Source organism: Gracilimonas sp. BCB1 (assembly GCF_040117685.2).
Taxonomy (GTDB): Bacteria; Bacteroidota; Rhodothermia; order Balneolales; family Balneolaceae; genus Gracilimonas.
In genome coordinates this window covers 86,059-110,071 of the sequence record NZ_JBEDYP020000013.1, presented here as the reverse complement: position 1 = coordinate 110,071, position 24,013 = coordinate 86,059, and the positions used below count along the sequence as shown (strand labels likewise).

25 protein-coding genes are annotated in these 24,013 nt (G+C 44.2%); 10 read left to right on the top strand and 15 right to left on the bottom strand.

Annotated elements, in window-relative coordinates; genetic code table 11:
• Positions 1-51: 51 nt before the first annotated feature.
• From ABFW99_RS09795 to ABFW99_RS09765, 7 genes are all read right to left on the bottom strand, one after another.
• A complete protein-coding gene (locus tag ABFW99_RS09795) occupies positions 52-492 on the bottom strand; it encodes a cytochrome B (RefSeq protein WP_349354400.1) in 441 nt (146 codons plus the stop codon).
• Between the two features lie 49 nt (positions 493-541).
• Positions 542-895 carry a DUF1499 domain-containing protein gene (locus ABFW99_RS09790; RefSeq protein ID WP_349354399.1) on the bottom strand — a complete coding sequence of 118 codons (354 nt, stop codon included), beginning with the start codon at positions 893-895 and terminating at the stop codon, positions 542-544.
• Positions 896-927: 32 nt separating this feature from the next.
• Complete coding sequence (locus ABFW99_RS09785; RefSeq protein WP_440707490.1) at positions 928-1,329, bottom strand: TIGR00730 family Rossman fold protein; 402 nt, start codon at positions 1,327-1,329, stop codon at positions 928-930.
• Positions 1,304-1,465 carry a hypothetical protein gene (locus tag ABFW99_RS09780; RefSeq protein ID WP_440707489.1) on the bottom strand — a complete coding sequence of 54 codons (162 nt, stop codon included), beginning with the start codon at positions 1,463-1,465 and terminating at the stop codon, positions 1,304-1,306. Before ABFW99_RS09780 ends, ABFW99_RS09785 begins: the two co-directional genes overlap by 26 nt.
• A gap of 17 nt (positions 1,466-1,482) precedes the next feature.
• On the bottom strand, positions 1,483-2,643 hold the full coding sequence (locus tag ABFW99_RS09775; RefSeq protein ID WP_349354397.1) for a cysteine desulfurase family protein: 1,161 nt from the start codon (positions 2,641-2,643) through the stop codon (positions 1,483-1,485).
• Complete coding sequence (locus ABFW99_RS09770; protein WP_349354396.1) at positions 2,644-2,838, bottom strand: hypothetical protein; 195 nt, start codon at positions 2,836-2,838, stop codon at positions 2,644-2,646. It lies immediately after the preceding gene.
• Between the two features lie 78 nt (positions 2,839-2,916).
• Positions 2,917-3,312, bottom strand: a complete 396-nt coding sequence (locus tag ABFW99_RS09765; RefSeq protein WP_349354395.1) for an endonuclease domain-containing protein — start codon at positions 3,310-3,312, stop codon at positions 2,917-2,919.
• 306 nt (positions 3,313-3,618) lie between these two features.
• Between ABFW99_RS09765 and ABFW99_RS09760 the strand changes: the two genes are divergently transcribed.
• Positions 3,619-4,812 (top strand): phosphoglycerate kinase, encoded by a 1,194-nt coding sequence (locus tag ABFW99_RS09760; RefSeq protein ID WP_349354394.1) that lies wholly within the window; start codon positions 3,619-3,621, stop codon positions 4,810-4,812.
• 60 nt (positions 4,813-4,872) lie between these two features.
• On the opposite strand, the gene ABFW99_RS09755 is transcribed toward ABFW99_RS09760, so the two are convergent.
• Entirely contained in the window at positions 4,873-5,463 is a 591-nt protein-coding gene (locus ABFW99_RS09755) for a DinB family protein (RefSeq protein ID WP_349354393.1), read from the bottom strand.
• A gap of 151 nt (positions 5,464-5,614) precedes the next feature.
• Here ABFW99_RS09755 and ABFW99_RS09750 point away from each other — a divergent pair, with 151 nt between their 5' ends.
• Complete coding sequence (locus ABFW99_RS09750; protein ID WP_349354392.1) at positions 5,615-6,715, top strand: AI-2E family transporter; 1,101 nt, start codon at positions 5,615-5,617, stop codon at positions 6,713-6,715.
• A gap of 6 nt (positions 6,716-6,721) precedes the next feature.
• On the opposite strand, the gene ABFW99_RS09745 is transcribed toward ABFW99_RS09750, so the two are convergent.
• The 3 genes from ABFW99_RS09745 to ABFW99_RS09735 form a co-directional block, all read right to left on the bottom strand.
• Positions 6,722-7,732 (bottom strand): TlpA family protein disulfide reductase, encoded by a 1,011-nt coding sequence (locus ABFW99_RS09745; RefSeq protein WP_349354391.1) that lies wholly within the window; start codon positions 7,730-7,732, stop codon positions 6,722-6,724.
• A gap of 144 nt (positions 7,733-7,876) precedes the next feature.
• Positions 7,877-8,587 carry a CPBP family intramembrane glutamic endopeptidase gene (locus ABFW99_RS09740; RefSeq protein ID WP_349354390.1) on the bottom strand — a complete coding sequence of 237 codons (711 nt, stop codon included), beginning with the start codon at positions 8,585-8,587 and terminating at the stop codon, positions 7,877-7,879.
• A gap of 55 nt (positions 8,588-8,642) precedes the next feature.
• Complete coding sequence (locus ABFW99_RS09735) at positions 8,643-9,116, bottom strand: YybH family protein (RefSeq protein WP_349354389.1); 474 nt, start codon at positions 9,114-9,116, stop codon at positions 8,643-8,645.
• A gap of 211 nt (positions 9,117-9,327) precedes the next feature.
• On the opposite strand from ABFW99_RS09735, the gene pheA reads away from it, so the two are divergent.
• Positions 9,328-10,467 (top strand): prephenate dehydratase, encoded by a 1,140-nt coding sequence (gene pheA / locus ABFW99_RS09730; RefSeq protein ID WP_349354388.1) that lies wholly within the window; start codon positions 9,328-9,330, stop codon positions 10,465-10,467.
• A gap of 4 nt (positions 10,468-10,471) precedes the next feature.
• Here the strand turns inward: pheA and ABFW99_RS09725 are convergent, their stop codons facing one another.
• The 3 genes from ABFW99_RS09725 to xseA all read right to left on the bottom strand — a co-directional run bounded on the left by ABFW99_RS09725 (position 10,472) and on the right by xseA (position 13,824).
• Positions 10,472-11,509, bottom strand: coding sequence for a hypothetical protein (locus tag ABFW99_RS09725; protein ID WP_440707488.1), 1,038 nt, complete (start codon positions 11,507-11,509; stop codon positions 10,472-10,474).
• Positions 11,510-11,690: 181 nt separating this feature from the next.
• Positions 11,691-12,635, bottom strand: coding sequence for an FAD-dependent oxidoreductase (locus ABFW99_RS09720; protein ID WP_349354386.1), 945 nt, complete (start codon positions 12,633-12,635; stop codon positions 11,691-11,693).
• The gene (gene xseA / locus ABFW99_RS09715) at positions 12,625-13,824 is read right to left on the bottom strand and encodes an exodeoxyribonuclease VII large subunit (RefSeq protein WP_349354385.1); all 1,200 of its coding nucleotides are present in this window, start codon (positions 13,822-13,824) and stop codon (positions 12,625-12,627) included. The genes ABFW99_RS09720 and xseA overlap by 11 nt, the downstream gene beginning before the upstream one ends.
• A 205-nt stretch (positions 13,825-14,029) precedes the next feature.
• Between xseA and ABFW99_RS09710 the strand changes: the two genes are divergently transcribed.
• The 7 genes from ABFW99_RS09710 to ABFW99_RS09680 all read left to right on the top strand — a co-directional run bounded on the left by ABFW99_RS09710 (position 14,030) and on the right by ABFW99_RS09680 (position 22,700).
• The gene (locus tag ABFW99_RS09710; RefSeq protein WP_349354384.1) at positions 14,030-15,310 is read left to right on the top strand and encodes a dihydroorotase; all 1,281 of its coding nucleotides are present in this window, start codon (positions 14,030-14,032) and stop codon (positions 15,308-15,310) included.
• A gap of 91 nt (positions 15,311-15,401) precedes the next feature.
• On the top strand, positions 15,402-16,058 hold the full coding sequence (tsaB, locus tag ABFW99_RS09705) for a tRNA (adenosine(37)-N6)-threonylcarbamoyltransferase complex dimerization subunit type 1 TsaB (RefSeq protein WP_349354383.1): 657 nt from the start codon (positions 15,402-15,404) through the stop codon (positions 16,056-16,058).
• Positions 16,059-16,124: 66 nt separating this feature from the next.
• Entirely contained in the window at positions 16,125-16,970 is an 846-nt protein-coding gene (gene accD / locus ABFW99_RS09700; protein ID WP_349354382.1) for an acetyl-CoA carboxylase, carboxyltransferase subunit beta, read from the top strand.
• 74 nt (positions 16,971-17,044) lie between these two features.
• Positions 17,045-19,216 carry a S9 family peptidase gene (locus ABFW99_RS09695; RefSeq protein WP_349354381.1) on the top strand — a complete coding sequence of 724 codons (2,172 nt, stop codon included), beginning with the start codon at positions 17,045-17,047 and terminating at the stop codon, positions 19,214-19,216.
• 86 nt (positions 19,217-19,302) lie between these two features.
• Positions 19,303-20,301 carry a GTPase ObgE gene (gene obgE / locus ABFW99_RS09690; RefSeq protein WP_349354380.1) on the top strand — a complete coding sequence of 333 codons (999 nt, stop codon included), beginning with the start codon at positions 19,303-19,305 and terminating at the stop codon, positions 20,299-20,301.
• Positions 20,276-21,394, top strand: coding sequence for a DNA-processing protein DprA (dprA, locus tag ABFW99_RS09685; RefSeq protein ID WP_349354379.1), 1,119 nt, complete (start codon positions 20,276-20,278; stop codon positions 21,392-21,394). The genes obgE and dprA overlap by 26 nt, the downstream gene beginning before the upstream one ends.
• A 94-nt stretch (positions 21,395-21,488) precedes the next feature.
• A complete protein-coding gene (locus ABFW99_RS09680; protein WP_349354378.1) occupies positions 21,489-22,700 on the top strand; it encodes a GAF domain-containing sensor histidine kinase in 1,212 nt (403 codons plus the stop codon).
• 62 nt (positions 22,701-22,762) lie between these two features.
• On the opposite strand, the gene ABFW99_RS09675 is transcribed toward ABFW99_RS09680, so the two are convergent.
• On the bottom strand, positions 22,763-23,908 hold the full coding sequence (locus ABFW99_RS09675) for a baeRF7 domain-containing protein (RefSeq protein ID WP_349354377.1): 1,146 nt from the start codon (positions 23,906-23,908) through the stop codon (positions 22,763-22,765).
• Positions 23,909-24,013: the final 105 nt, after the last annotated feature.

Sequence of the window (24,013 nt, the reverse complement as noted above, 5' to 3'; positions counted from 1 at the left end):
GATTATTTCGCTGCGAATGTCTTGAATCTGGTTGCGTTTTAAGTCAAGATCCTAAAACCAGCCGGCACCTAATCCGCGGAAAGGCCATGGGATGGAAGCAATAATGATCAAAAGCCCGATTCCATAGGTGATGGCAATTCGTTTGTGCTTTGCAACGGCCTCCGACATTCGTTTCGCTGTGCTGAAACCGATGGTTATAAGCGCAATGGCGATGATCATCATAGACATATGCTCTACGGTATAGAACCTGAGAACCTGGCTTTCCATCACCCCGGATTCAAACGAAACTTTAGGACTTATAAAATACAAAGCCAGGCCAATTAAAAGCTGGATGTGCGTAAATATGAGGGCGAGAAGTGCACTGAGCCGGTCTGATTTGTGATACTCTTTTTTCCCCATCCAACCTGAGATAGCTTTGAACAAAGCCCAGACTAAAAGAACTAAAACAATCCATCGAAGCCCTGAGTGTGCGTGAAGTAAACCGTTATACATAAACTGAAATTTTTCTGTGATTGATGGTAAATATAGCCAAGTATTAACTCTAAATCTTACTTGCAGCTTTTTTTAAAATGCGTTTTACACGGCGGTGATTAACTCCCAGATCATAAGCCCCAACCCGGCTTGCACTTCGTATAAAAACGGTGGTGGTGCCTCCGTCTTCTTCCATAATTACATCCACATCATCTTTAAAGCCGAAAACAGGAATACGATATACGGCATGAAGTTCAATTCGCTTGGGATCGACCACTTCCCACCGGTACGCCTCGTTGTCAAATATTTTAATGAAAGCCTCATAAACCTTTTCTATACCTGCACCAAACTGTTCCGAAGTCCGGATACAATTGGGAGTTACGGGACATGGGGGAAGCGGATTCTTTTTGGAAATTTTAGGCATCGTCAGATTGAAACTTGGTTGCGAAAGAAGAATCAATCCTCCTCGAAAAAACGTTCCAGCATTTCAATACAAGAGTCAATTTCGTTGCACACTTTGAAAAGCTTCAGGCTGCTTTTTCGCACAAAATCATACTGAATGGAATCTTCGGTAAACTTAACCAGTCCGTCAAAATACCCTTCGGCATTTAGCAGAAAAATGGGTTTGTCGTGAATACCAAGTTGCCGCCAGGTAAGGATTTCGAAGAATTCATCCAGGGTTCCGAATCCACCGGGCAGAATGAGGAAAGCATCAGAAAGAGATTCCATCAGGGCTTTTCGGGTATGCATGTCTTGTGTTTCATGGAGGTCGGTGAGTTCGGTGTGGGCCACTTCCAGTTTTTTGAGTCGGGTTGGAATCACCCCAAAAACGTCACCGCCAGCTTTCGAGAGCGGCATCGGCCAGCTTGCCCATCATCCCGACTTTACCACCGCCGTAAACCACGCCCCAGTTACGGCGGGCAATTTCACGTCCGGCTTGTTGGGCAAGTTCGGGAAACCGTGGGTTATTGCTTTCTCTTGAACCGCAATACACGCAGATGTTTTTCTTCATCAGGCTACGGTAAACATTCGTTTAAGAACGGTGTCGAGTTTTTCAACAAAGTAGCGGACGTCCTCTTCAGTATTCTGCTTGCCAAAACTGACGCGGATGCTGGATTTAGCCAGTCCGTCTTCCATCCCGATGCCGTTAAGCACATGCGATGGTTCCACCGCTCCGGAAGTACACGCCGAGCCATTGGATACGCAAATTCCTTCGATATCCAGGTTCAGCAGCAACATCTCGCCGTCAATATATTTGCCCTGTTCATCACTGAATGAGAGGTTTACGATGTGGGGCACTCCGTTGTCTTGCGGGCCATTCACATTGTATCTGAAGTCCAGATTATGGTCCATCTCTTTGAGGAGAAGAGAACGCAATTTTTTAAAATGCTTTTGATGTTCATCAATCTCTTCAACAGCCAACTCCAGGGCTTTGGCAAAACCAACAATTCCGGGTACGTTTAGTGTACCACCCCTGCGGCGGCGTTCCTGCGATCCGCCATGTACCCATGGGATCCATTTAGAACCATTTTTCACATACATGATTCCGGTTCCTTTCGGGCCATAAATTTTGTGAGCACTACCGCTGAGGAAGTCAATACCCAGATCTTTTACATTGAGCGGAATTTTACCCAAACTTTGAACGGTATCGGAATGAAGGGGGACTCCGTGCTCTTTACAAACTTCGGCAATTTCTTTCAGCGGGTTGACGGTGCCGATCTCATTATTCACGTGCATAATGGTAACGAGGGCCGTGTTATCGGTAATGGATTCTTTAACTGCATCAGCCGTGATGGTTCCACAATCTTTAGACGGGGCAAAAACAGGTTTAACGCCCTGCATCTTGGCAAGCTCTACAGTGTGAAGAACGGCATGGTGTTCCAGTTCTGAAGTAATTACTTCCTTTTTATCACCAGAAATAGCTAAAACACCTTTTATAACGGCATTATCGCTTTCGGTGCCACCACTGGTAAAAATAACTTCAGAGGGTTCAGCACCAATTAAAGCTGCTACTTTCTCACGAGCATCTTCTACAACAACCTTGGATTTTTGCCCAAGATGATGGGGAGAGTTGGCGTTTCCGTAATTTTCTTTCAGGTAGGGAAGCATAGCTTCCAGCACGCGTTCATCCAAAGGAGTTGTGGCCGCATGATCTAAGTAAACCGTTCGCATTCAATGAATAAGGTTTGGGTTATTTTTTGCCTTGAGAAAATATCCATTATTTGATTGAAAAGCAGGGATAAAAGCACTTTTGGGATTAGGATCTGAAACCGGGCGTACCTGCCTCGCCCTGATTTGAGCAGGCTCAAATGTTCCCTCTCCGGGAGAGGGATATTCTTTGGGAGGGAAACGTAATGAGTCACTCATATAATATGAGTTGTATCAACACCTTTGTCCCTCCGAGGAGGGACAGATCATAGCCGAAGGCTATTATCAGGGCGGTTGTCAGGGTTTTGCCCCGTTCTCTAATTCCAAAATTACTTTATCAATAGCTAATAGTACAGAATCCATATTGGTAAGCACATCTTTATTTCGAAACCTGATCACCTTGAACCCGGCTTCTTCCAGATGTCGCTGCCTTCGTTGGTCGTATTCAAAAGCCTCCTTGCTGTCATGGCTTGAACCATCAACTTCAATAATCAATTTCAGCTTTTTGCACATGAAATCGGCGATGTAATTCAAAACAGGCCGTTGCCGGTTGAACGTGTATCCCATTCGTTGTTTTTTTCGAAGGCCATATTTCCAAAGGCAGACTTCTGCTTTGGTCATGTTGTTTCGTAACGAACGGGCGTTGGGTCTGAGCTCTTTGTTGTAAAAGTTAAAAGCAGAATTTCTCGACATATTTGTACCCCTCTTTTTTGGGAAAGTAATGTTCTTTGGGGTTTTATGCTACGGGGTAGGGTCGTACCTGCCTCGCCCTGATTTGAGCGGGCTCAAATGTTCCCTCTCCGGGAGAGGGATGTTCGTTGGGTGGGAGGCATAATGTGTTGTTCAACTAATATAAATTGCCCAGACACCTGTGTCCCTCCGGGGAGGGACAGATAAAAGTTCCCAAACTTTTATCAGGGCGGTGATTACCGCTTCATTTCGTGGAGAGATCTTGGTACCTTCATCACCGAATTATCAATCAATTCATTTACTCAACCCATGGCAAAACTCACACTCAACGATATAGACGTAAAAGGGAAGAAGGTGCTGATGCGCGTAGATTTTAACGTGCCGATTGAAAACGGGGAAATCACCGACGACAATCGGATTGTGCAGGCACTGCCATCCATAAAGCATGTTGTGCAAAATGGAGGATTGCTGATTTTAACCAGCCACCTTGGACGTCCATCGGGGATGCGGGAGCCTGAATTTTCCCTGAAACCGGCAGCAGACCACTTAGCTGATTTACTGAACACCAAAGTTCACTTCGCGGAAGACTGTATCGGGGATAAAGCCGAAGAGGCGATATACAATGCCAAACACGGAGAAGTGGTTGTATTGGAGAATGTCCGCTTTCACAAAGGGGAAACCAAAAATGATGAGGAATTCAGTAAGGCCCTGGCTTCTCATGCTGATGTATTTGTGAACGACGCCTTTGGAAGCAGTCACCGTGCCCACGCCTCCGTTGCCGGTGTTACTCGTTATCTGCAGCCGGCTGTATCCGGGTTTTTGCTGGAAAAGGAGATCAAGTATCTCGAAGAAAGCATCAACGATCCGGATCGTCCGTTTGTGGCAATTTTGGGTGGAGCCAAAGTGTCCGATAAAATCGGGGTAATTAAGAACCTGATTTCCAAAGTGGATTCCATCATCATTGGTGGGGGTATGACTTATACTTTTTATAAAGCTAAAGGCTGGCCGATTGGTAATTCTTTGGTTGAAGATGATAAAGTGGACCTGGCCAAAGAACTGCTTGAAGAGGCCGAAGAAAAAGGTATCCGGTTTATGCTGCCCCTGGATTCTGTAGTTGCCAAAGAGTTTAACAACGATGCCGAACACAAAGTGGTAGATGAAGAAGGCATTGAGGACGGCTGGATGGGACTAGACATAGGCCCGCAATCTTCCATTGCATTCGGAAACCAGATTAAGTCGGCCAAAACCGTGCTCTGGAATGGACCGATGGGCGTGTTTGAAATGGAGAACTTCGCAGACGGAACCTTTTCGGTGGCTGAAGCCCTTGCGGAAGCCACGAAATTCGGAGCAACCACCATTATTGGCGGGGGAGATTCCGCTGCTGCCATCAAGAAAGCTGGCCTTAGTGATGAGGTTTCTCATGTTTCCACTGGCGGTGGAGCCAGCCTTGAGTACCTGGAAGGAAAAGAACTTCCTGGGGTTGCATGGTTGACGGATAAGTAAAAATGTAAAGCCTCTTACTTAACATAAGAGACTTTAGTTTATATATTTATACGTTGCCATTTACATTCCTTCCATCTCACCCAGCACTTCCTGCATCTGGAAAGTATGTCGCTGGCTGTGGGCTCCCACAAGCAGGAAAACCTGGTAGGTGTCAATTTCGCCGAAAGGGGTATTTGCTTTGTGCTCTCTGAGGTTCTGCTTTGAATCAGAAAGAAAGCTTATAAGTCTGGACCGGGAGGCTTCCATCTCGTCCAGCATTTCCTGCTTGGTGCTCCACTTACCGGAGGGCTCGAACTGCTCGGCTGTTTGAACACGGTTTCCACGATTGGTCATCATTCCTATAAGTACACCGTCGGACACCGAACTATCAAAGTCCGGATCAGCTTCAGACTGACTCATATAGCCCTGAGCCATTTGGAAGAAGGAAGATTCCGTACTCAGGATATGTTCCAGGCAGTTGGCGACCGACCATCCACCGTCTTCAGGGGTATAATTCCAGGCTTCATCAGATAGAGGTTCCACCAAATCCACAATATTTTGATGGGTGGCATTCAGGTATTCCACGGCAAAATCACGATCGGCGGTACTAAGCTGAGCCATCACGTTTACCGAAAGCAGTATGGTGAAACAAAGCGTAATTATTCTTTTCATAAGGCGCACAATTAGTTAGGGTGTATAGCAGTGTAATAAAAAGTGGGAACAATGTCCCAACACGTTAGAAAAAATAATATAGACTTAAGCTTATATTCATGATGATAAATTCATATTCGAGTTGTATCCTCTGGTAGAAAAACCAAACCCTATGAACGAATATCCCCTTTTACTTCGAAACACCATACGCCTGGCTTTCGCCTTTCTGGTGGTAGCCGCATTGATATTAGCCCGTCCGCTTTTGGTGCCTTTGTTTCTGAGTATTATGCTGGCCTACCTGCTTTTTCCATATGCCGACTGGCTTGAGAAACACAAAATCCCCCGTATTGCTACTAACTTTATCGTGGTATTGGGCTTTATAGCTATTGTAACTGGGATTGTGGCGGCAATCGGAACACTTTCCACAAACTTCACGGAAGATTTCCCCAAATTGAAAGAGCAGTTCGAGACCAATATCCAAAGTATATTCAATGCAATCGGAGCTTATACCGGCATTTATATCTCAGGGATTGATTCACTGATTGATTCTCTTGACAAGACCGGACAATATCTCAGCCAGCTATTTGCGGCTACTACAAACACGCTTTTGAGCTTGGGACTGATTCCCGTTTATACCTTTCTGCTGCTGTTTTACCGGGATAAATTCCGGGACTTTATCTCTATGTTGATCTACACCGACCAGGAGGAAGCTGCCCAGAATATTATTGATCAGGCTTCTGAAGTAGTGCCTAAATATTTGAAAGGACTGGTGATTGTATGTTTTATTCTGATGGGATTGAATTCACTTGGCTTTTACCTGATTGGACTTGAATACGCCTTGCTTTTTGGGATTATAGCAGCCTTGTTTAACCTGATCCCATATTTAGGCACTGTGCTTGGTTATGGAGTTGTGTTACTTTTTACTTTAGGAACCGGAACGCCGGGTTTGGCTATCCCCATTCTTATCCAGTTTTTGATCGTACAGTTTTTAGAGAACAACATTCTCACTCCGAATATCACCGGGTCATACGTTCAGATAAACCCGCTGGTCATTATTTTTTCATTGATCGCAGCCAGTATGATCTGGGGGCTGCCGGGCATGCTGATTATCATCCCGTACCTGGGTTTGTTTAAGATCGTCTGCGAAAATGTGGAAGACCTAAAGCCCATTGGGTTTCTGCTGGGAACACGCGGCACCGAACGACATGCCATCACCATCGAATCGCTGCAACGACGGTTTGGGTGGCTGGATAAGGAAGAAAAAGAAGGTTGATATTATTTATTTCCGGTTTATCAATGAGTCCATTTTAAAAGTGAGTTTTTCTCCACGAAGATGCTTGGCCACAATATTTCCTTCAGGACCAATAATGTATTTTTGAGGAATGCCGCCAACATTATAAAGGGTAGGAATCTCGTCTTCCCACTTTTTTTCCTGAAGGATTTGAGGCCAGGTCATTTCTTTTTCAGAAAGAAAATTCTCGTACTTCTCGGATTTTTCCTCCAAAGCGATGCTTACAATAGCTAAATCATCTTCTGAATAGCTTTCTCTTAACGACTTAATGACCGGAATCTCCGGCATGCATGGACCGCACCAGGTAGCCCAGAAGTCAAGTATGATATATTTACCTTTATGATCGGCGAGGTTGAATTCTACCCCGTGATAAGTAGTAGCTGTGAATTCCGGCGCAGCCTGTCCGATACTGAGCGACTCCAACTCATAGATAGCACCCAAACCTAAATCTACATACCAATCACTTTCGTTTATATTTACAAGCTGTTGAGCATAGTTAAGTGCCTTGTGGTGAGTATCCGGGTTTCGCTTGTAAACTCTTACAAGAGACGCAAGAATAGCAGACTTCCCATCAGGATTCGTGATTTTATCCTTTAAAGACTCGAGTTTAGTAATAGCTTCCTGGTGGGTTCTGTTGGAATCTCTTGCATAAGCACTACCGAGAGAGTTAGGAACCCAAGACCAGATATCAGAGTCAGGGTCAAACTTGGTGATGGCATTATCCATCATAGTTGCATTTCCGGTATTTCCCCACATGAGTAAAGCACTTTGTATGGCTTTCTCCCCAGCAACGGTCTCTCCGTTGTTCAGATAGTAATCATAGAATTCAGAAGCATATTTAGTTTGGATGGAATCATCTTTTTCTGTTCCCTGAACTTCATCCCAGGAGCTATTTACATATTCAATATATGCGGAATCGACCTCAGCCTGAGCAAGCCCCTTGGAATTAAATGCTACAATTAAAAGAAGAGATAGAAAAGCACACCGAAAAATATTCATGATAGATGCATTTAATTAAACATATATCTAAATCTATTAAAATTTATATGATATGCAAATTTTGTAATTGAATAGCAAAACAGTGTATAGTTGCTCCGGGCAGTTGAGTTAGAAAGGTTTTCCCGGGTAGATATACCTGTAAGATTACAGCAGTTTAAAATCTTTGGTTTGAGGAGTATAGAATTTATGAAGAATGAACAGAACGACTGAAGGGATCAACAGGTACCAGCCCAAACTGATTAACCCTGAAATAGCCCCAGGTTCTAACGGAGCTGGTCCGGGAATAGCTGCAAAAACCTGAATGCCGAGCGGGCCGTTTGAGAACACAGTATTATTGATGAGATTCCACCCAAGGTGAAGAGCTATGGGAAGAACGATGGACTTTGTTTTTTCATAGGAAACGGCGAATACATAGCCCATGTATCCGGTTATAACGAATACCAATACCATTGCGATGATGTTTCCCATAACCCCAAACGTAAACCAATGATAAACACCAAATGAGGCAGCGGTTAGCAAAAGAGAAATTTGTCTTTTCCCGGTATATCTGAGAAGCAGGTAGAGAATGATACCTCTGAAGGTCAATTCTTCAAATAAAACAGATCTCAAATCATATAAGGCGGAATTGAAAACCAGTTCGCCAGTGATGTTTGCATTGATTTGCCAGCTTACACCACTTAAATATCCGAAGAGTAATTGAGTGACAGTACTAAAAATTGCAAGAATGAGAAATCCACTAACGAACTCTTTAGTCCTTTGACTTAGTGGCGTAAACCAAATGGTCAAAAGGTTCTTTTTCTCCGATAAATAGACAATCAGCCAGGAGATGGCGAGCACGGTAATAGCAAAGATCATGGCTGCAAACTACGATGAATAAGAGGAAAAGTTTTATTGAATCGGACCAATGATACTACTTGAGTTTATCCCATTCTTCTTTCGATGCCATAGACTCCTGATACTCCATCACCAGCTTCCACTCGCCGTCTTTTTTTACCAATAGTCCCTGAAAGTGAACATAAATAGGCTGGGGTTCTTGCCCCTCCATTTGCGAATAGTAGTTAAAAATGCCGGTGTCGTGAGCGGTTGTTTCGTTGTGCATTCTTTTGCTGAAGCGAAACTTTACACCGGCTTTCATTTTTCCGGCTTTGGTATCTACAAATCCCTGCTTCCAGCCATCTAAGGCGCTCGAAATCGGGTAGCTTTCACCGGAAATGCCATTTACTAAAACGGCATCATCATGATATAAAGCTGCATATTCTTCAAACTCACCCTCTGCTACGGTCCGGCTCATTTCATCCCAGAAAGCATCAATTTCGGCGGTAGGGTTTTGGGGAGGAACGATATAAAGCAAAGAGAATAGAGTAATAAGGAATAGCTTAGTCATAATCGCGGACTTTAATTCTGGTGATCAGCCACAATAGTTAATTTTGAGTTTTCAGCCAAATAACCAATCAAGATGATCCAAAAATCATTCTAATCAAGGTTCAAAAGCCGAAAGATGGGGACGGTAGAATTAACCTATCGTCCAAAATTCCCTCTTCAATTCCTCATCACATTTACTACTTTTCAGTTTCACTCACAGATAGAAGAAAGATATGTCAAATGAATTAGACTCTATCCGCAAGCAGCTGGATGATGTAGACCGGACTATTCTTAAAGCACTGGCCCAGCGGCAGGGACTGGTAAAAGAAGTTTCGGATTTAAAACTCAAAAATGAACAAGGCATCCGGGACCTGGAAAGGGAGGAGCAGCTGTTGAACCGAATCCGGGATTTAGCACATGAAGTAGGACTGGATCGGTATTATGCGGAACATCTGTTTCGGGAAATCATCACCAACTCAGTACGATTTCAAACGCACTCTTTGGTTGATCATCAAAATGAGAAATCCGAAGGACAAACAATCCGGGTTTCCTATCAAGGTACGGATGGGGCTTACAGTCACCAGGCCGCTATTCGACACTTCAGCGAACGGTATTCAACAGTTGATGCCATCGGGTATGATACCTTTCAGCAGGCAGCACAGGCTGTGTTAGATGAAAAAGTAGATTACGCCTTGTTGCCCATCGAAAATACTACGGCGGGATCCATTAATGATACCTATGATATCTTGGGAAATGAAAACCTACATATTGTGGGCGAGGAAATCCTGAAGGTGGTTCACTGTTTGATGGCCGTTGAACAGGTGGAATTAGGTAAAATAAGGCGGATTATGTCGCACCCGCAAGCTATAGCCCAGTGCTCACAGTTTTTGTCTACACTTCCTCGGTGTAAGGTGGAGTCGTATTTGGATACGGCCATGTCAGCCAAGAAAGTGCTGGAAGACGGAGACTTATCCCAGGCAGCCATAGCCGGAGCCCATGCTGCTGACTTATACGGATTGCACGTAATTGAACATGACATCGCCAATCAAAAAGAGAACTACACCCGGTTTGTGGTGGCTGCAAGAGAACCTGTTCAGGTTGATGTACAAATACCGGCAAAAACATCTCTGATGATGGTAACTTCAAACGATGAAGGCTCCTTGATTGAATGCCTGAACATTTTGCACAAGCATAAAATCAACATGGCCAAGCTGGAATCGCGGCCAAGACTGAATGAACCCTGGAAGTATTCTTTTTACCTGGATATTCTTGCCAATATAGACGACCCTGAAGTTTCTGCCGGTTTAGATGAGCTCAATAAAAAAGCCGAGGAGTTAAAGATCCTCGGCTGTTACCCAAAACAGGAAGCTTAGTTCCTTAGAAGGAATAGGTAGCCCGGGCAAAGAAATTGTAGTTGGTGTCTACAAAGTCACTACGGGAATCACGGATACGATACCGGAAGTCGATATTCAGATCATCAGTAATGAAGTATCGGTATCTGAATTCAACTTCATCAGAATTTGGGCCATATACATTCGGGGTCAGCCAGTCTGAATCCGTTTTGGCAAACTCAACCATCAGTTGATGCTTGTCTGCAAAGTTATGCACGCCGAAAGAAAGAACGGCACTGGTTCCATCTTCAAAAGTAGTGTTCAGGTTTTGCCCGATTTCAGCGGCAATACGGAAACTACCTCCGTTTAAAGCATCAGGCTTAGGCAGGTCGTAAACCATGCGGCTCATTACAGCCAGGTAGGTGCTGTAGCCACCGGATTTGAAATAAGCATCAGGTGCAACAAATAACCCAAATCCTTTTTGTATGAAGTTATTGTCATCGCGGGTTCGGTTTTCAAGCGCTAAATAAGAGGCCAGGTTATGCTCGCTGTTACCAAAATTAAGCGCGCCCCGGTAGGAGTAAGAGGTATGATTGCGCGGCTGATATTCTCCTGCGATTTCTCCGTACCAGTCTTCATTCAGGTTTCTTTTCACATAAATTCCATCCACCCAGTGAATGTTTATGTTATTGCTCATAAATCGAAAATGGCTTCGGCCTGCATTCGACAAAACCTTTGGGTAATATTGAAAACGGCCGGCTTTTACTTCGGTTTGTTCGTTTTTGAAGCGGTAGTAAAACTCATCGAAAGAGATACTTCCACGATTCAGTCCGCCACCATCGGCCTGTATGGTAAAACTGACTTCCGGGAATTCAGAAGACTGTGTGGTTGCTAAGCGAGCCTTAAACCCATGATTTTCGTTGATGGTATAAAAAGCCCCAACCCGGACTCTCAGGAAAGAAGTACCTTCAAAATGCTCAAGAGCTTCTCCGGAAGAGCTTACATAGGCAAACCGGGCGTTTCCTGATAAATCAAAATTGCTGTTACCCTGTGCGTTGGCGTTCAAAAAAAATGCAGCAAACACTGCAATTGTTAAACCTATTCTGGAGATCATTCTCTTGGTAAATTTAATGTTACGGATTCTTGGTTTGTGAGGCCGTTATCGTCAAAAGCTCATTTTCCTTAAATAACCAAGAGCTCTTCTTATACCAACCTTATATTATGGCTATATAATAACACATCAAGGTAAAGAATTGATGAAGAGATCAGAGAAGCTGTATCACCTCTTCGGCACATCCCCACGATACGGTAAAACCGGCGCCTCCATGACCGTAGTTGTGAACAACAGGCAAATGGGGATCTTTCTCCAGCCTGATTTGTGGTCTGCCCGGCCTTAAGCCAACTTTCACATCCAAAACCGGAAGTTCCAAAACAGTGGGTTCAAATTCTGAGCAATAGGTAAGAATTCGCTGTGTCAGAGCAGGATCAGCTTCCGTAGACCATTCATGCTTTTTGGCTGAGCCTCCCAATATGATTCCGTCTCTTCGCGGGATGATATAGGCCATTTCCTGATCTCCCAACTCATATTCGGTAGCCATTCCTTGTATTTCCTGATCCGGTGCCACACGTACAACCTGTCCCTGAATGGGATATAGTTGCTCGTCATTGAACAAATGCTTTGCGCCCAAACCAGTGCAATTCACCACCGGGAAATATGCTTCAAGTTCAGTTATCGAAGAAATTTCACGCTGAATAATTTTACCACCCGACTTCTTAAAACGGTTCAACAAGTAAGTCAGATATATAGGGGTTTCGATCAACGGAACATTCAGCGTATAGCCCCGATAATTAGGATGAACCGGGTGTTGAACATTTTTGTCCAATATGAATTCACCCGGCAAAGCGTAGAGCCACCACGGTTTCTGTTCGGTGTCCAGATAGGCCGTAAAAGGAATGAAAGAGACTCCGGAAGCCTCACTCTTGGCAAGTTCTCTGTACGTTAGAAATGAAGTTCTGCTCCACTCATTAACCTTGTTAGCCGGGTAAGCTTCATAAGGAAACCAAATGGCAGCGGCTACAGCGGAGGTTGTCTGTTCAGGCAGTTCTTTTGTCAGGATGGTCACCGTATATCCATGCTCGGCCAATATAATGCCCGTTGTTAAACCTGAAACACCGGCGCCTAAAACCGTTATGTGCGTATTATTTTTCAACCGAAATCTTATCGTCTTTCCATTCTACTTCAAATCCGGACGCTTTTTTAAAAGCTTTGGATTCCCGGACCCATTTTCCATCCTGCCATACCCGTGCAAAACCCTTTTCTAGGGGCTCGTTAGGGTTTTGTTTGTCTAAGGCGTGAAATAATTGGGTGAGATGCTCTTTCCGGTTCCGAACCAATGATTCTGTTCGGTGCTCCAGTTTTTCATTCAGGGTGAGGATACTGGACCGGGCTGATTCCATCTTCTGCTTTACAGCCAGCAATGCATGAGATTTCGCCATGTTGGCTACTTTATCTTTATATAACTCTATGGCTCCTGTGGTGTTCACTTCCAGCTTTTTGGTATAGTCTTCCACCATGTATCGGATTTCATTAATATCGGGGACTGCTAATACCGCAGCCTGAGTAGGGGTTGCTGCCCGTGCATCGGCTACAAAATCGGAAATGGAAAAATCGACTTCGTGTCCCACCGCACTGATGACAGGAACCTCACAATGATAGACCGCACGTGCCACCGACTCTTCGTTAAACGGCCAGAGGTCTTCCAGAGAACCTCCGCCTCGACCAATGATAAGTACATCCACATTTTTGTGATTGGAAAAATAGTTGATGCCCTCCACAATCTCCGGGGCTGCATTCACGCCCTGCACGCTGGCATGATAGAGCTTTACATCAGCAAGCGGCCATCTTTTCTCTAATGTGGAACGGATATCCTGAAAAGCGGCTCCGGTAGCGGACGTCACCACCCCGATGCGCTCGGGAAATTTCGGGAGGGCCTCTTTATGCATGTCATCAAACAACCCTTCTTCTTTTAATTTAGCCTTCAGCTTTTCAAAAGCTTGCTGAAGTTTCCCGACTCCGGCCTGCTGAACCAGGTTCACGATCATCTGGTAACGGCCATGCGGGGCATATACCTGAATATCTCCGCCCACTACTATTTGTTGTCCATCGGTGAGATTGATTCCTAATCGCTGAGCGGTACTTCTCCAAATCACGCAGGGAAGGGAGGCATCGGCATCTTTGAGGGTAAAATAATAATGTCCGTTGCGACTTTGATTTACGTTACTGGTTTCGCCTTCCACCAAAATATCCACAAAATTCTGTTCCAGCAGGTTCTTAATCTTCTCGGTGAGCTCAGCTACTGACGGAATATCAAAAAGAAACGGAATTTGTTTATCGGGCATGGGGGATGGTTGAGAATTCAAGTCGATTTAAAATATAGAGGTTTTAAAAGAGTGATGAAGTAATTAATGAATAGCATTGAACATTCAACATTGAACATTAATGTTGAATGTTCAATGTTCAGAAAAGTTGCCTAAAGTCCTTTTGTGGTTTAGCACCGAATCACGGTATATTTGCGGTCGAACTTGAAAGCTCAAAACTATATTCATGCTCCTCAAAAACCTGAAGCCCGTTAGCAACTCTCACAAAGGTAAAGACACCGTTGATATCCGTATTGAGGAAGGTGTAATCAAGGAAATGGGTGCAGGACTAAAGGCCGGGAAAGGTGAGGAATCTCACGATTTTGAGGGGGCGTATGTATCGCCGGGCTGGATGGATATGCATGTGCACTTACGCGAGCCGGGGTTTGAACACAAAGAAACCGTGAAAACCGGATGTGCTGCTGCTGCTTTTGGAGGGTTTACGGCTGTGGCTTGTATGCCAAACACCAAGCCGGCCACACACACCCGGGATGTGGTTGAGTTCATCATTAAAAAAGCAGAAAAGCTTCCGGTGGACGTTCACCCGATTGCATGCGTAACCAAAGAGCGAAAAGGAAAATCCATTGCAGAAATGGCAGACCTAAAAGAAGGCGGGGCCGTTGCTTTCAGCGATGACGGTGATCCGGTTTACGATTCGCAGGTGATGCGTGTGGCACTGGAGTATTCATCGATGCTGGGTTTACCGATTATCAATCACGAAGAAGACCTGGCTCTTTCCCGTCCGGGGCATATGAATGAAGGTAAAGTAGCCACCCGGCTCGGTTTGGATGGTACGCCCGGAATCGCTGAAGAAGTAATGATTGCACGCGATATCATGCTGGCGGAATACACCGGCGGACATATTCATGTGGCTCATATCAGCACCAAAGGGGCGGTTGATTTGGTGCGCCAGGCTAAGAAGAAGGGAATTAATGTGACTACTGAGGTCTGCGCCCATCACTTTGACCTGACTGATGAAGAAATCGAAAAGCAGCATTTTGATACGAACTTTAAAATGCACCCTCCGCTTCGAACACAGGAAGATGTGGATGCCATGATTGAAGGCCTGGTGGACGGAACCATCGATGCCATCTGTACGGATCACGCTCCCCATGCCATCGAAGAAAAGGAAGTGGAATTTATCTACGCCCCGAATGGAATTATTGGGTTGGAGACAGCCTGGTCTATAACCAATGAACGCTTGCTACAAACCAAGAAACTGGACCTGCAGCAGCTGATGGATAAACTGGTGTATAATCCCCGAAAAATTCTGAACCTGGAATCCCCGGAGATAAAAGAAGGAGCTAAAGCCAACCTTACCTTCTTCAATACTGATGAAGAGTGGATATTCACCCCTAAAAACGTTCGATCCAAGTCAAAGAATTCTCCTTATCTGGATAAAAAACTGAAGGGAAGAGCGGTCGGAATTTATAATAAAGGGCAGCTGGTGATTAACGAGCTGAGATAGATCAGGCGTCATTCCTGCCCGGGCAGGAATCCAAATGTAAAACCCAAGACAGGATTCTAATAATCCGGATACGACTTCTAAACAAGTACTTATGATACTCGCTTTCGAAACGGCAACAAATATCTGTTCGGTTTCCTTTCAGGATGAAAGTGGGGAAATCCATGAGAAAAGAACGGAGCGAAAGGGCTCGCATTCGGAGCTTTTGTTTCTTTATGTTCGGGAATTGATGGAAAAACATGCATTTGGGATAGCTGATTTAGATGCAGTTTTGGTGGGCACAGGCCCCGGTTCTTATACAGGGCTTCGAATAGCCGCCAGTGCTGTCAAGGGACTGCTGTTTGATTTGGATATTGATATTTATGCCGGAAATACGCTCGCAGGCTTTGCCCAATCGGCAGGCAAAGGGGTGGTTCACTCCGTGATAAATGCCAGAAGAAAGCATTTGTACCATCAGAAATTTGAATTTGATGGTGGACTTCGGGCCATATCCGAATCTGAAATTCTGGAGTTATCCGAAATTGAAGAAATGTTGAACCCCGGCGAAAAAATCATCGGAACAGGTATTGAGCGGTTGAACGAAAACAAGCTGAATGATCTGGAAGTGCTTGAAGCTGCAAACATTTCGGCCAACGCATTAATTGCTCTTTTTAACAGTTCATCCGGGAAGCAGTTTTTCAAAAAAACCACTGCAGAAGAGCTGGAATCAAACTATTTGAGCAGTAGTCAGGTTAATAATACAACCGTATAAACAGATTCAGAATTAACCGTCAGAATCTTTATTTTATCCCTCTGAAAAATTCATAAAACACAGTTTATGTCCTGGTTTAAAAGAAAAGACGAAAACATCCAGACCAATACCAAAAAGGAAATGCCGGAAGGGGTTTGGATTAAAGTTCCAACAACCGGTGAAACAATTCATAAGCGCGAGCTGGAAGATAACCTCTGGGTGGATCCACTGAGTGGCTATCACTTCAGAATTGGTAGTGAAAAGTATTTTGAGATTATTTTTGACAAAGGAAAGTTCAAAGAAATCGGGCAGGAAATTCAGCCTACCGACCCGCTCGAGTTCGAAGACCGAAAGAAATACAAAGACCGACTTGAGCAGTATCAGGAAAAAACAGGATTAAGTGATGCTGCACGGGTTGGGGTTGGTAAAATGAACAAGCTTGATTTGGTTGTAGCCTGTATGGATTTCTCCTTTATTGGTGGAAGTATGGGATCAGTAGTTGGAGAACGACTGGGGATTGCAATCGATCATGCCCGGGAGAATAAAATCCCGCTGATGATTATCTCTCAAACCGGTGGTGCCCGAATGATGGAAAGTGTACTCAGCTTGATGCAGATGGCAAAAACATCAGCCAAGCTGGCTCAGCTTGAAGAAGCCGGAGTTCCTTACATTTCGTATATGACTGACCCGACAACCGGTGGCGTTACCGCCAGTTATGCCATGCTGGGTGATTTCAATATTGCTGAACCCGGGGCATTAATTGGCTTTGCCGGGCCGCGTGTAATCAGGCAGACGATCGGTAGAGACTTGCCGGAAGGATTCCAAACTGCAGAATACCTGCTGGAGCATGGGTTCCTTGATTTCATTCTTCCACGAACCAAAATGAAAGCAAAGCTTACCAAGTTGCTTAAGCTGGTTCTCCATAAGAACTAAACCAAATTTAACTTTACATCAGAAAAGAATGCTCAACGGGCGTTCTTTTCTTTTTTAACCCAAACTTATCGTTTATGAAGGCACTTAGACTCTCAATTGTATTGATAGCGATTTGTTCTGTGGCTACCGTTGCTCAGGACAAGAAACCTATCGAGTTTGAACATATTTTTGACGGCACTTTTTCTCCCAACAGTGTGCAGAACGTTCGCTGGATGAATGATGGCGAATATTATTCGGCTACCCGAAACAATCAGATCATTCGTTTCAACATTGTGGACGGTTCCGAAGAGGTCTTATTTGATGGAAGCGAGTTTACGGGTTCGGATGGAGATACCATCCGGGTTCAGGGTTATCAATTTTCTTCTGATGAGTCGAAGCTTCTGATAAAAACCGATGTTGAGCAAATATGGAGACGAAGTACCCGCGAAAATTATTATGTGTATGAAATTGAGTCGGGGGATTTCTCTAAGCTTACTGCTACAGAAGAGAAGCAGCAATATGCTGAATTATCTCCATCAGCCGACCGCGCTGCATTTGTTCGGAATAACAACTTGTTTTGGGTAGACCTTTCTTCAGGTGAAGAAACCCAAATTACTTCTGATGGTGAGTTCAATAAGGTTATAAACGGTGCTGCAGATTGGGTGTATGAAGAAGAGTTTGGGTTTGCTAAAGCCTGGTTTTGGTCGCCCGATGGTGATCGTATTGCATTTTATCGTTTCGATGAGGAGCGGGTTAAAGAGTTTTTTATGACCAACTGGGGCTCTCTTTATCCGGAAGAAGTGGAATTCAAATATCCTAAAGCCGGTGAGCAGAATTCCATCGTATCTATACACGTATATCATCTCGATTCCGGGGAAACAGTAAACATGGATATAGGCGAAGAGACGGACCAATACATTCCCCGAATTAACTGGACACGCGATAACAACCGATTAGCTATCCGACGTATGAACCGACTGCAGAATAAGCAAGACTTACTCATTGCCAATGCGGAAACAGGTTCAACAAGAGTGATCCTTACAGAACAAAGTGATACCTGGCTGGATGTTCATGACAACCTGTACTTTCTGAGCAACGGAGAGCAGTTTATCACCACCAGTGATAAAAACGGATACAACCATGTGTACCTGTATAACATGCAGGGCAAACAGTTGGAGCAGATCACCGGCGGAAACTGGGACGTTACCGAAATGATCGGACACAATGAGCGTACCTACGAACTGTATTATGTGAGTGCTGAGGAGTCGCCATTGGAACGACATTTATACAGCATCCGCATCGATGGAAAGAAAAAAGAAAAGCTGACGCAGGGAACCGGTTGGCATAGTATTAATATGAGCCGGGACTTCAAGTATTACATTGATAGCTGGTCAGATTATAACAAACCTCCGTTAGTAAGTTTGTACCGGAACAATGGGCGAGAGGTGAGAACCATCGAAGATAATACAGGGCTTAGTCAGACGCTTTCAGAATTCAACTACATAGAAAAAGAGTTTTTTGATCTGAATGTAAACGGTACCGACCTGAATGCTTATGTGTTGAAACCGGTAGATTTTGACTCAACCCAAAAATATCCGGTTCTGATGTATGTGTACGGTGGACCGGGAAGCCAAACGGTAACCAGAGCCTTTGGCAGTGGACAACGGCCTATGTGGCATCAATATCTTGCTAACCAAGGGTACGTAGTGGTTTCTGTTGATAACCGGGGAACGGGCGCCAGAGGTCGTGAATTCAAGAAACAGGTGTATAAAAAACTGGGCCAATTAGAAACCGTTGACCAGATTGCTGCTGCCAAAAAAATAGCAGAATGGCCCTATGTTGATGAGAGCCGCATCGGAATTTGGGGCTGGAGTTATGGCGGGTATATGTCGTCTTTAGCTTTGGCTGAAGGTGCAAATATATTCACCACAGCCATTGCGGTAGCTCCTGTGACCAGCTGGCGTTATTATGATACCATCTATACTGAACGGTATATGCAGACGCCCCAAATGAATCCGGAAGGATATAATGAAGGAGCTCCTCTCACAAAAGTGAATCAGATTACGGGCAATTATTTACTGATTCATGGTACCGGGGACGACAACGTTCACTTTCAGAATACTGTTGAAATGATAGATGCATTGATTGAAGCAGACGTTGAATTTGAGACGATGCTTTACCCGAATAAAGCTCACAGCATTTATGGTGGAAATGCCAGAAAGCATTTATACCGGTTGATGAGCGATTTTGTATTTGAAAATTTATAAGGATGTCGGGCCGAATGCCCGGAATTCTGACACTTAAATTAATTGTGCTTCTGAATTAGCATTAATGACCGAAAGGAAAAAACTTTATGCGCTTTGCTGACTACGCTAAAATATATGTAACGGCCGGAAGGGGCGGAGATGGCTCTGCTCATTTCAGAAGGGAAAAATATGTCCCCAAAGGAGGTCCTGATGGTGGAGACGGCGGTAAAGGCGGTGATGTTGTCCTGGTTGGGAATGAACAGCTGAATACCATCCTTGATCTTCGCTATAGGAAATATGTGAAAGCCGGAAACGGAGAGAATGGAGCTAAAAGCAAAAGCTCTGGTGCGTCGGGTGAAGATGAAATTCTGGAAGTTCCTCTTGGTACGGTTGTTTTTGATGCTGAAACCAAAGAGAGGCTGGGTGAGATCACCGATCATGAAGAGAAGCTGGTGATTGCTAAAGGCGGTAAAGGAGGGTTGGGAAACTGGCATTTTCGCAGTTCAACTAATCAGACACCTCAGCATGCGCAGGAAGGAAAACCCGGAGAAGAACGAACCGTTGAACTGGAACTTAAACTCATTGCAGAAGTAGGCTTGGTTGGTTTCCCGAATGCAGGTAAAAGTACCTTGCTGTCAGCATTGTCACACGCCAAACCTAAAATTGCAGATTATCCTTTCACAACGCTGGAGCCTAATCTCGGAGTGGTCAAATTTGAAGATTTTCGTAGTTTTGTGATGGCAGATATTCCCGGAATTATTGAAGAAGCCCATGAAGGCAAAGGACTGGGGATTCAGTTTCTGAGACACATAGAACGTAATAATGTATTGCTTTTCATGGTGAGCGTTATGACGGATATCAAGTATGAATATGAGGCACTATTGAATGAGCTGAAGTCGTACAGGAAAGACCTGCTTGATAAACCCCGTATTCTTGCAGTTACCAAGATGGATTTAAAACAGGGGTTTGAGTTAGAAGAAGAACTTCACTTTGATGATGAAATTCCCGTTATTCCTATTTCGTCAGCCACTGGTCATGGGGTAGATGAGCTGAGAGAGAAACTATGGGAATACATTCAACATGGGAAAGAAAAAGAAGAAACGTAGGGTACTGGTTGCGCTGAGTCTGATACAGGGGTTTGGAAGCCGGCGCATTTATAAACTGCTTAAAAACATCGAAGAACCTGAGGAAATTTTCAGCCTTGGGAAACGTAAACTCAGATCAATTGAAGGCATTGGAGAAGCTTCCGCTCTTTCCATTCTATCTTTCGATGACTGGGAGAAAGTGGATCACCTTTTAGAAGAAACCGACAAAAGCGGATCCGATATTATAACCCTGGCTGATCCTGAATATCCTCCGTTATTAAAACAGATATATGACCCTCCCGCTTTATTCTGGATAAAAGGAAACCCTGAAGCTTTATCAAAACCGGGGGTTGCGGTAGTAGGTACCCGAAACACGTCCTCATATGGGCGAAATATGGCAAAGAAGCTGACGGGCGATTTAGCCGATCGTGGTTTGTGCATTTTTAGCGGATTGGCGTATGGAATAGATTCTATTGCACATCAAACGGCCATAGAGCATGAAACACCTACCGTTGCCGTTCTGGGTTCCGGGATTGACAACCTGTATCCCAAAAAGAATGCAGATTTAGCCAATCAGATAGTTAAATCAGGAGGGGCTGTAATTACTGAGTTTCCATTGGGCACCAATCCTGATGCCGGTAATTTTCCAGTTCGGAACCGAATTGTAAGTGGGATGAGTCTGGGAGTTTTGGTGGTAGAATCGGGGCTGAAGGGAGGAAGTATGATAACGGCTGATTTGGGGCTCGACCAAAACCGCGAAGTGTTTGCAGTACCTCATCCTCTGGGCAACCCATCAGGTACCGGATGCAACTACCTGATTAAGAGAGGTGCAGCTAAGTTGGTACAAACCCTGGATGATATCCTGGAAGAGTTACCCATAGAACATTCCCGGGAGTCATCGGTTCTGAAAGAAGAAAGAATAGGCTGGCGTGATAAAGGGCTGGATGAAACAGCTGTAAAAATCTGTGAGGCACTGGAAGAAAAACATTATCAGGTAGATGACTTGAGTGATACCATCGGAGTTGACACCAGCAAGTTGTTAGTTTCCCTTCTGCAACTGGAAATGGATGGGATAGTACTTCAAAAAGCAGGAAAGAATTTTGAGCTTATCTGAGCTGTAGTCCTTTACAAGATTAAGCAGTCTACGCTTAAGTTTTTACGCATTTGTTCGATAACACGAATATTCTATAGAACAAATTGGCGTGCGCATGGAAACCAGTGTTTTGAATCCAGTCCCCGACAGGGAATTTGAGCGGATTGTAGAGCTGTCAGCATTTGATTTAGATTATTCTGAGTTAAGCGAATCCCTGAAAGACTTAACCAAGCTGGCTGCGAAAGTTGCTCAAACTGAGATCTGTCTTGTAAACATTATCGATTCTTTTACTCAATGGACCGTTTCTTCCTACGGTTTGGATGTTCATCAAATGCCACGGGAAGAAGGAATTTGTCAATATACCATACTGGATGAACAAACTTTTGAAGTAGCTGATCTCAGTGAAGACAAAAGATTTCGGCATCGTGATTATGTAGCCTACCCGCCACGCTTGAAGTATTATTTTGGTATTCCGTTAATCACTCATAAGGGATTCAAGATAGGCTCATTATGCATGATGGATGCTGCCAAGAAAGAAGTGAGTCCGGAGAAAGCCGAGCAGCTCAGGATCATTTCCACAGAAATTGTTGAACGACTCGAAGCCCGAAAGAAAATTCGGAAATTAGAGAACCGGTTGGTAAAGGGATATAACTTCAAGCGCAGGCTGAACCATGACATTCGCGGACCCATCGGAGGTATCATCGGGTTGGTACAGCTTATTAAAGATCAGGATATGGATGAAAAGGTAAGTGAGATAACCCGTTATCTTGACCTGATTGAGAAAGCCGGAAATAACTTACTGGGTATAGCCAACGAAAAGCTGGCGTACAAAAAGAAGAAAGCAGAAGGGAAGCCGAAGAATAATGAGCTAACCCTAATAAGCCTTAAATCTAAACTTAGTGAGTTATATCAGTCCCAGGCTGCTTTTAATGATATTGACCTGACCATCGCAAACCATCCGCAATGTGAAGACCTGGCATTTCCGAAAAAGAACGTACTTCCTGTGATAGGCAATCTTATCTCAAACGTAATACGCTTCACACTTCGGGGAGAGATGATTATGGTGAGGCAGGAATACAAGTGTGCTTCAGGTTCAAATAACTTGTTAATTACGGTGAAGAATACAGCATCAAAATTAACAAATGATCAAATCAGGCAGGTTTTTAATAATGATATTGATGAGGCTGATCGGAAAGTGACCTCTATGAATCTCCGGGCTATCCACAAGCTACTACAAAAAATCGGTGGTAGCTTTTCCATTTCGGATGAGGGTGATCGTGGTAATAGGTTTGATGTTGAACTTCCTGTGCTATTAACCCGGAAATAAAAAAGCCGGAAGAACGTACGGTTCATTCCGGCCAATACTTGTAGAAATAGAAATACTACGTCTTAGCTTTTATAGCGGTAGATAGCTGCCAGTCCTGAGTTTTTGGGCACTTCGGCTTGCGGTAATCCATATAATGTGCTTCCGGTACGGATAGCTGAAATGGCCGCATAATTAATTAAGTCTACCGCTTCGCCATTTAGTGATTCCGACATATCCACCCGGTTTTCATCGGGATGGAAAACACCAAACTGGCGATGCCCCATCGGAACAAAAAGGGTATCCACTTTTCCGTAGTAGGCACTTTTCACGATTTCTTCAATTTCCGTAGAAATCAGCTCACTGCCCTGTAAGTCATTAAACCGTTCAATATCGCTTTGAATGGCCTGCTGAAAATAGTCTTTCGCTATATCCCATGATTCATCAGCTATTTCCTGGGCCGATTTATTGTCGAAGTTTCCGGTCATGGCTTCGGGCAGTACATTGAAATACTTATTGGCTTTTTTGTAGAATGCAACCATTCTCTCCGGCCCTGCAATAATGAGCGGACCGTTTTCCTTTTTCAGGTATTTAGTAACTTTGTTTTCAATGTGTTTGACGAAAAGCTCCAGCTCTTTGTCATCCTCATTGGTATCCCCGCCCTGGCCGTGATACATCGCATTTTTGCCGGAAGTGCCGGTATGTTGCTGTATAGACCGCTCATGCACATGATACTTGAGGTGCTCTTCCATACTGGTGGGCACACTTTCAAATTCAACCTTAGTGGTGGCGTCAGGTGCAACCTTAAACATGCGGGTTTCACTCTGGCTCAGCATCAGCACATGGTATATGCCGTGATGGTTCTGAAGCTCCAGAAGGGGTGTGACTAAAAAGTTTTCGGCTATGTAATAATTTTCTTCGGGGCTTACCGGGATTTTAAAATAGTCGAAATAATCTTCATTGATATATAATGCCAGGCCTTTGTCCTGATGTAACCAAAACTGATTCTCTTCGGTTTTAGACTGAACCTGTTGAAAGAGTTCATTAACTTTATTCTCCTGCCAGCCTTTTTCTATGAGTTCATTCTTAGCTTTTTGGATAAGATTCTTGAGCCGTATAGCGTCTTGCTTGCCTTCTTCGCCGGTTTTATGAGTTGGTATAAATATAGTGACGTTAATGTCTTTAGTTTCATTGATAAGCTTCTCAATGGTATCTCTTTTCACTACACTCATAATAGTAAACCTCTTTAATTTAGATTGATCTGTACTAATACAACAAAATCAGAACTGTGGTGTTCCACAGAAGTTGTTTATCACACCAAATAATTAATAAGGTTT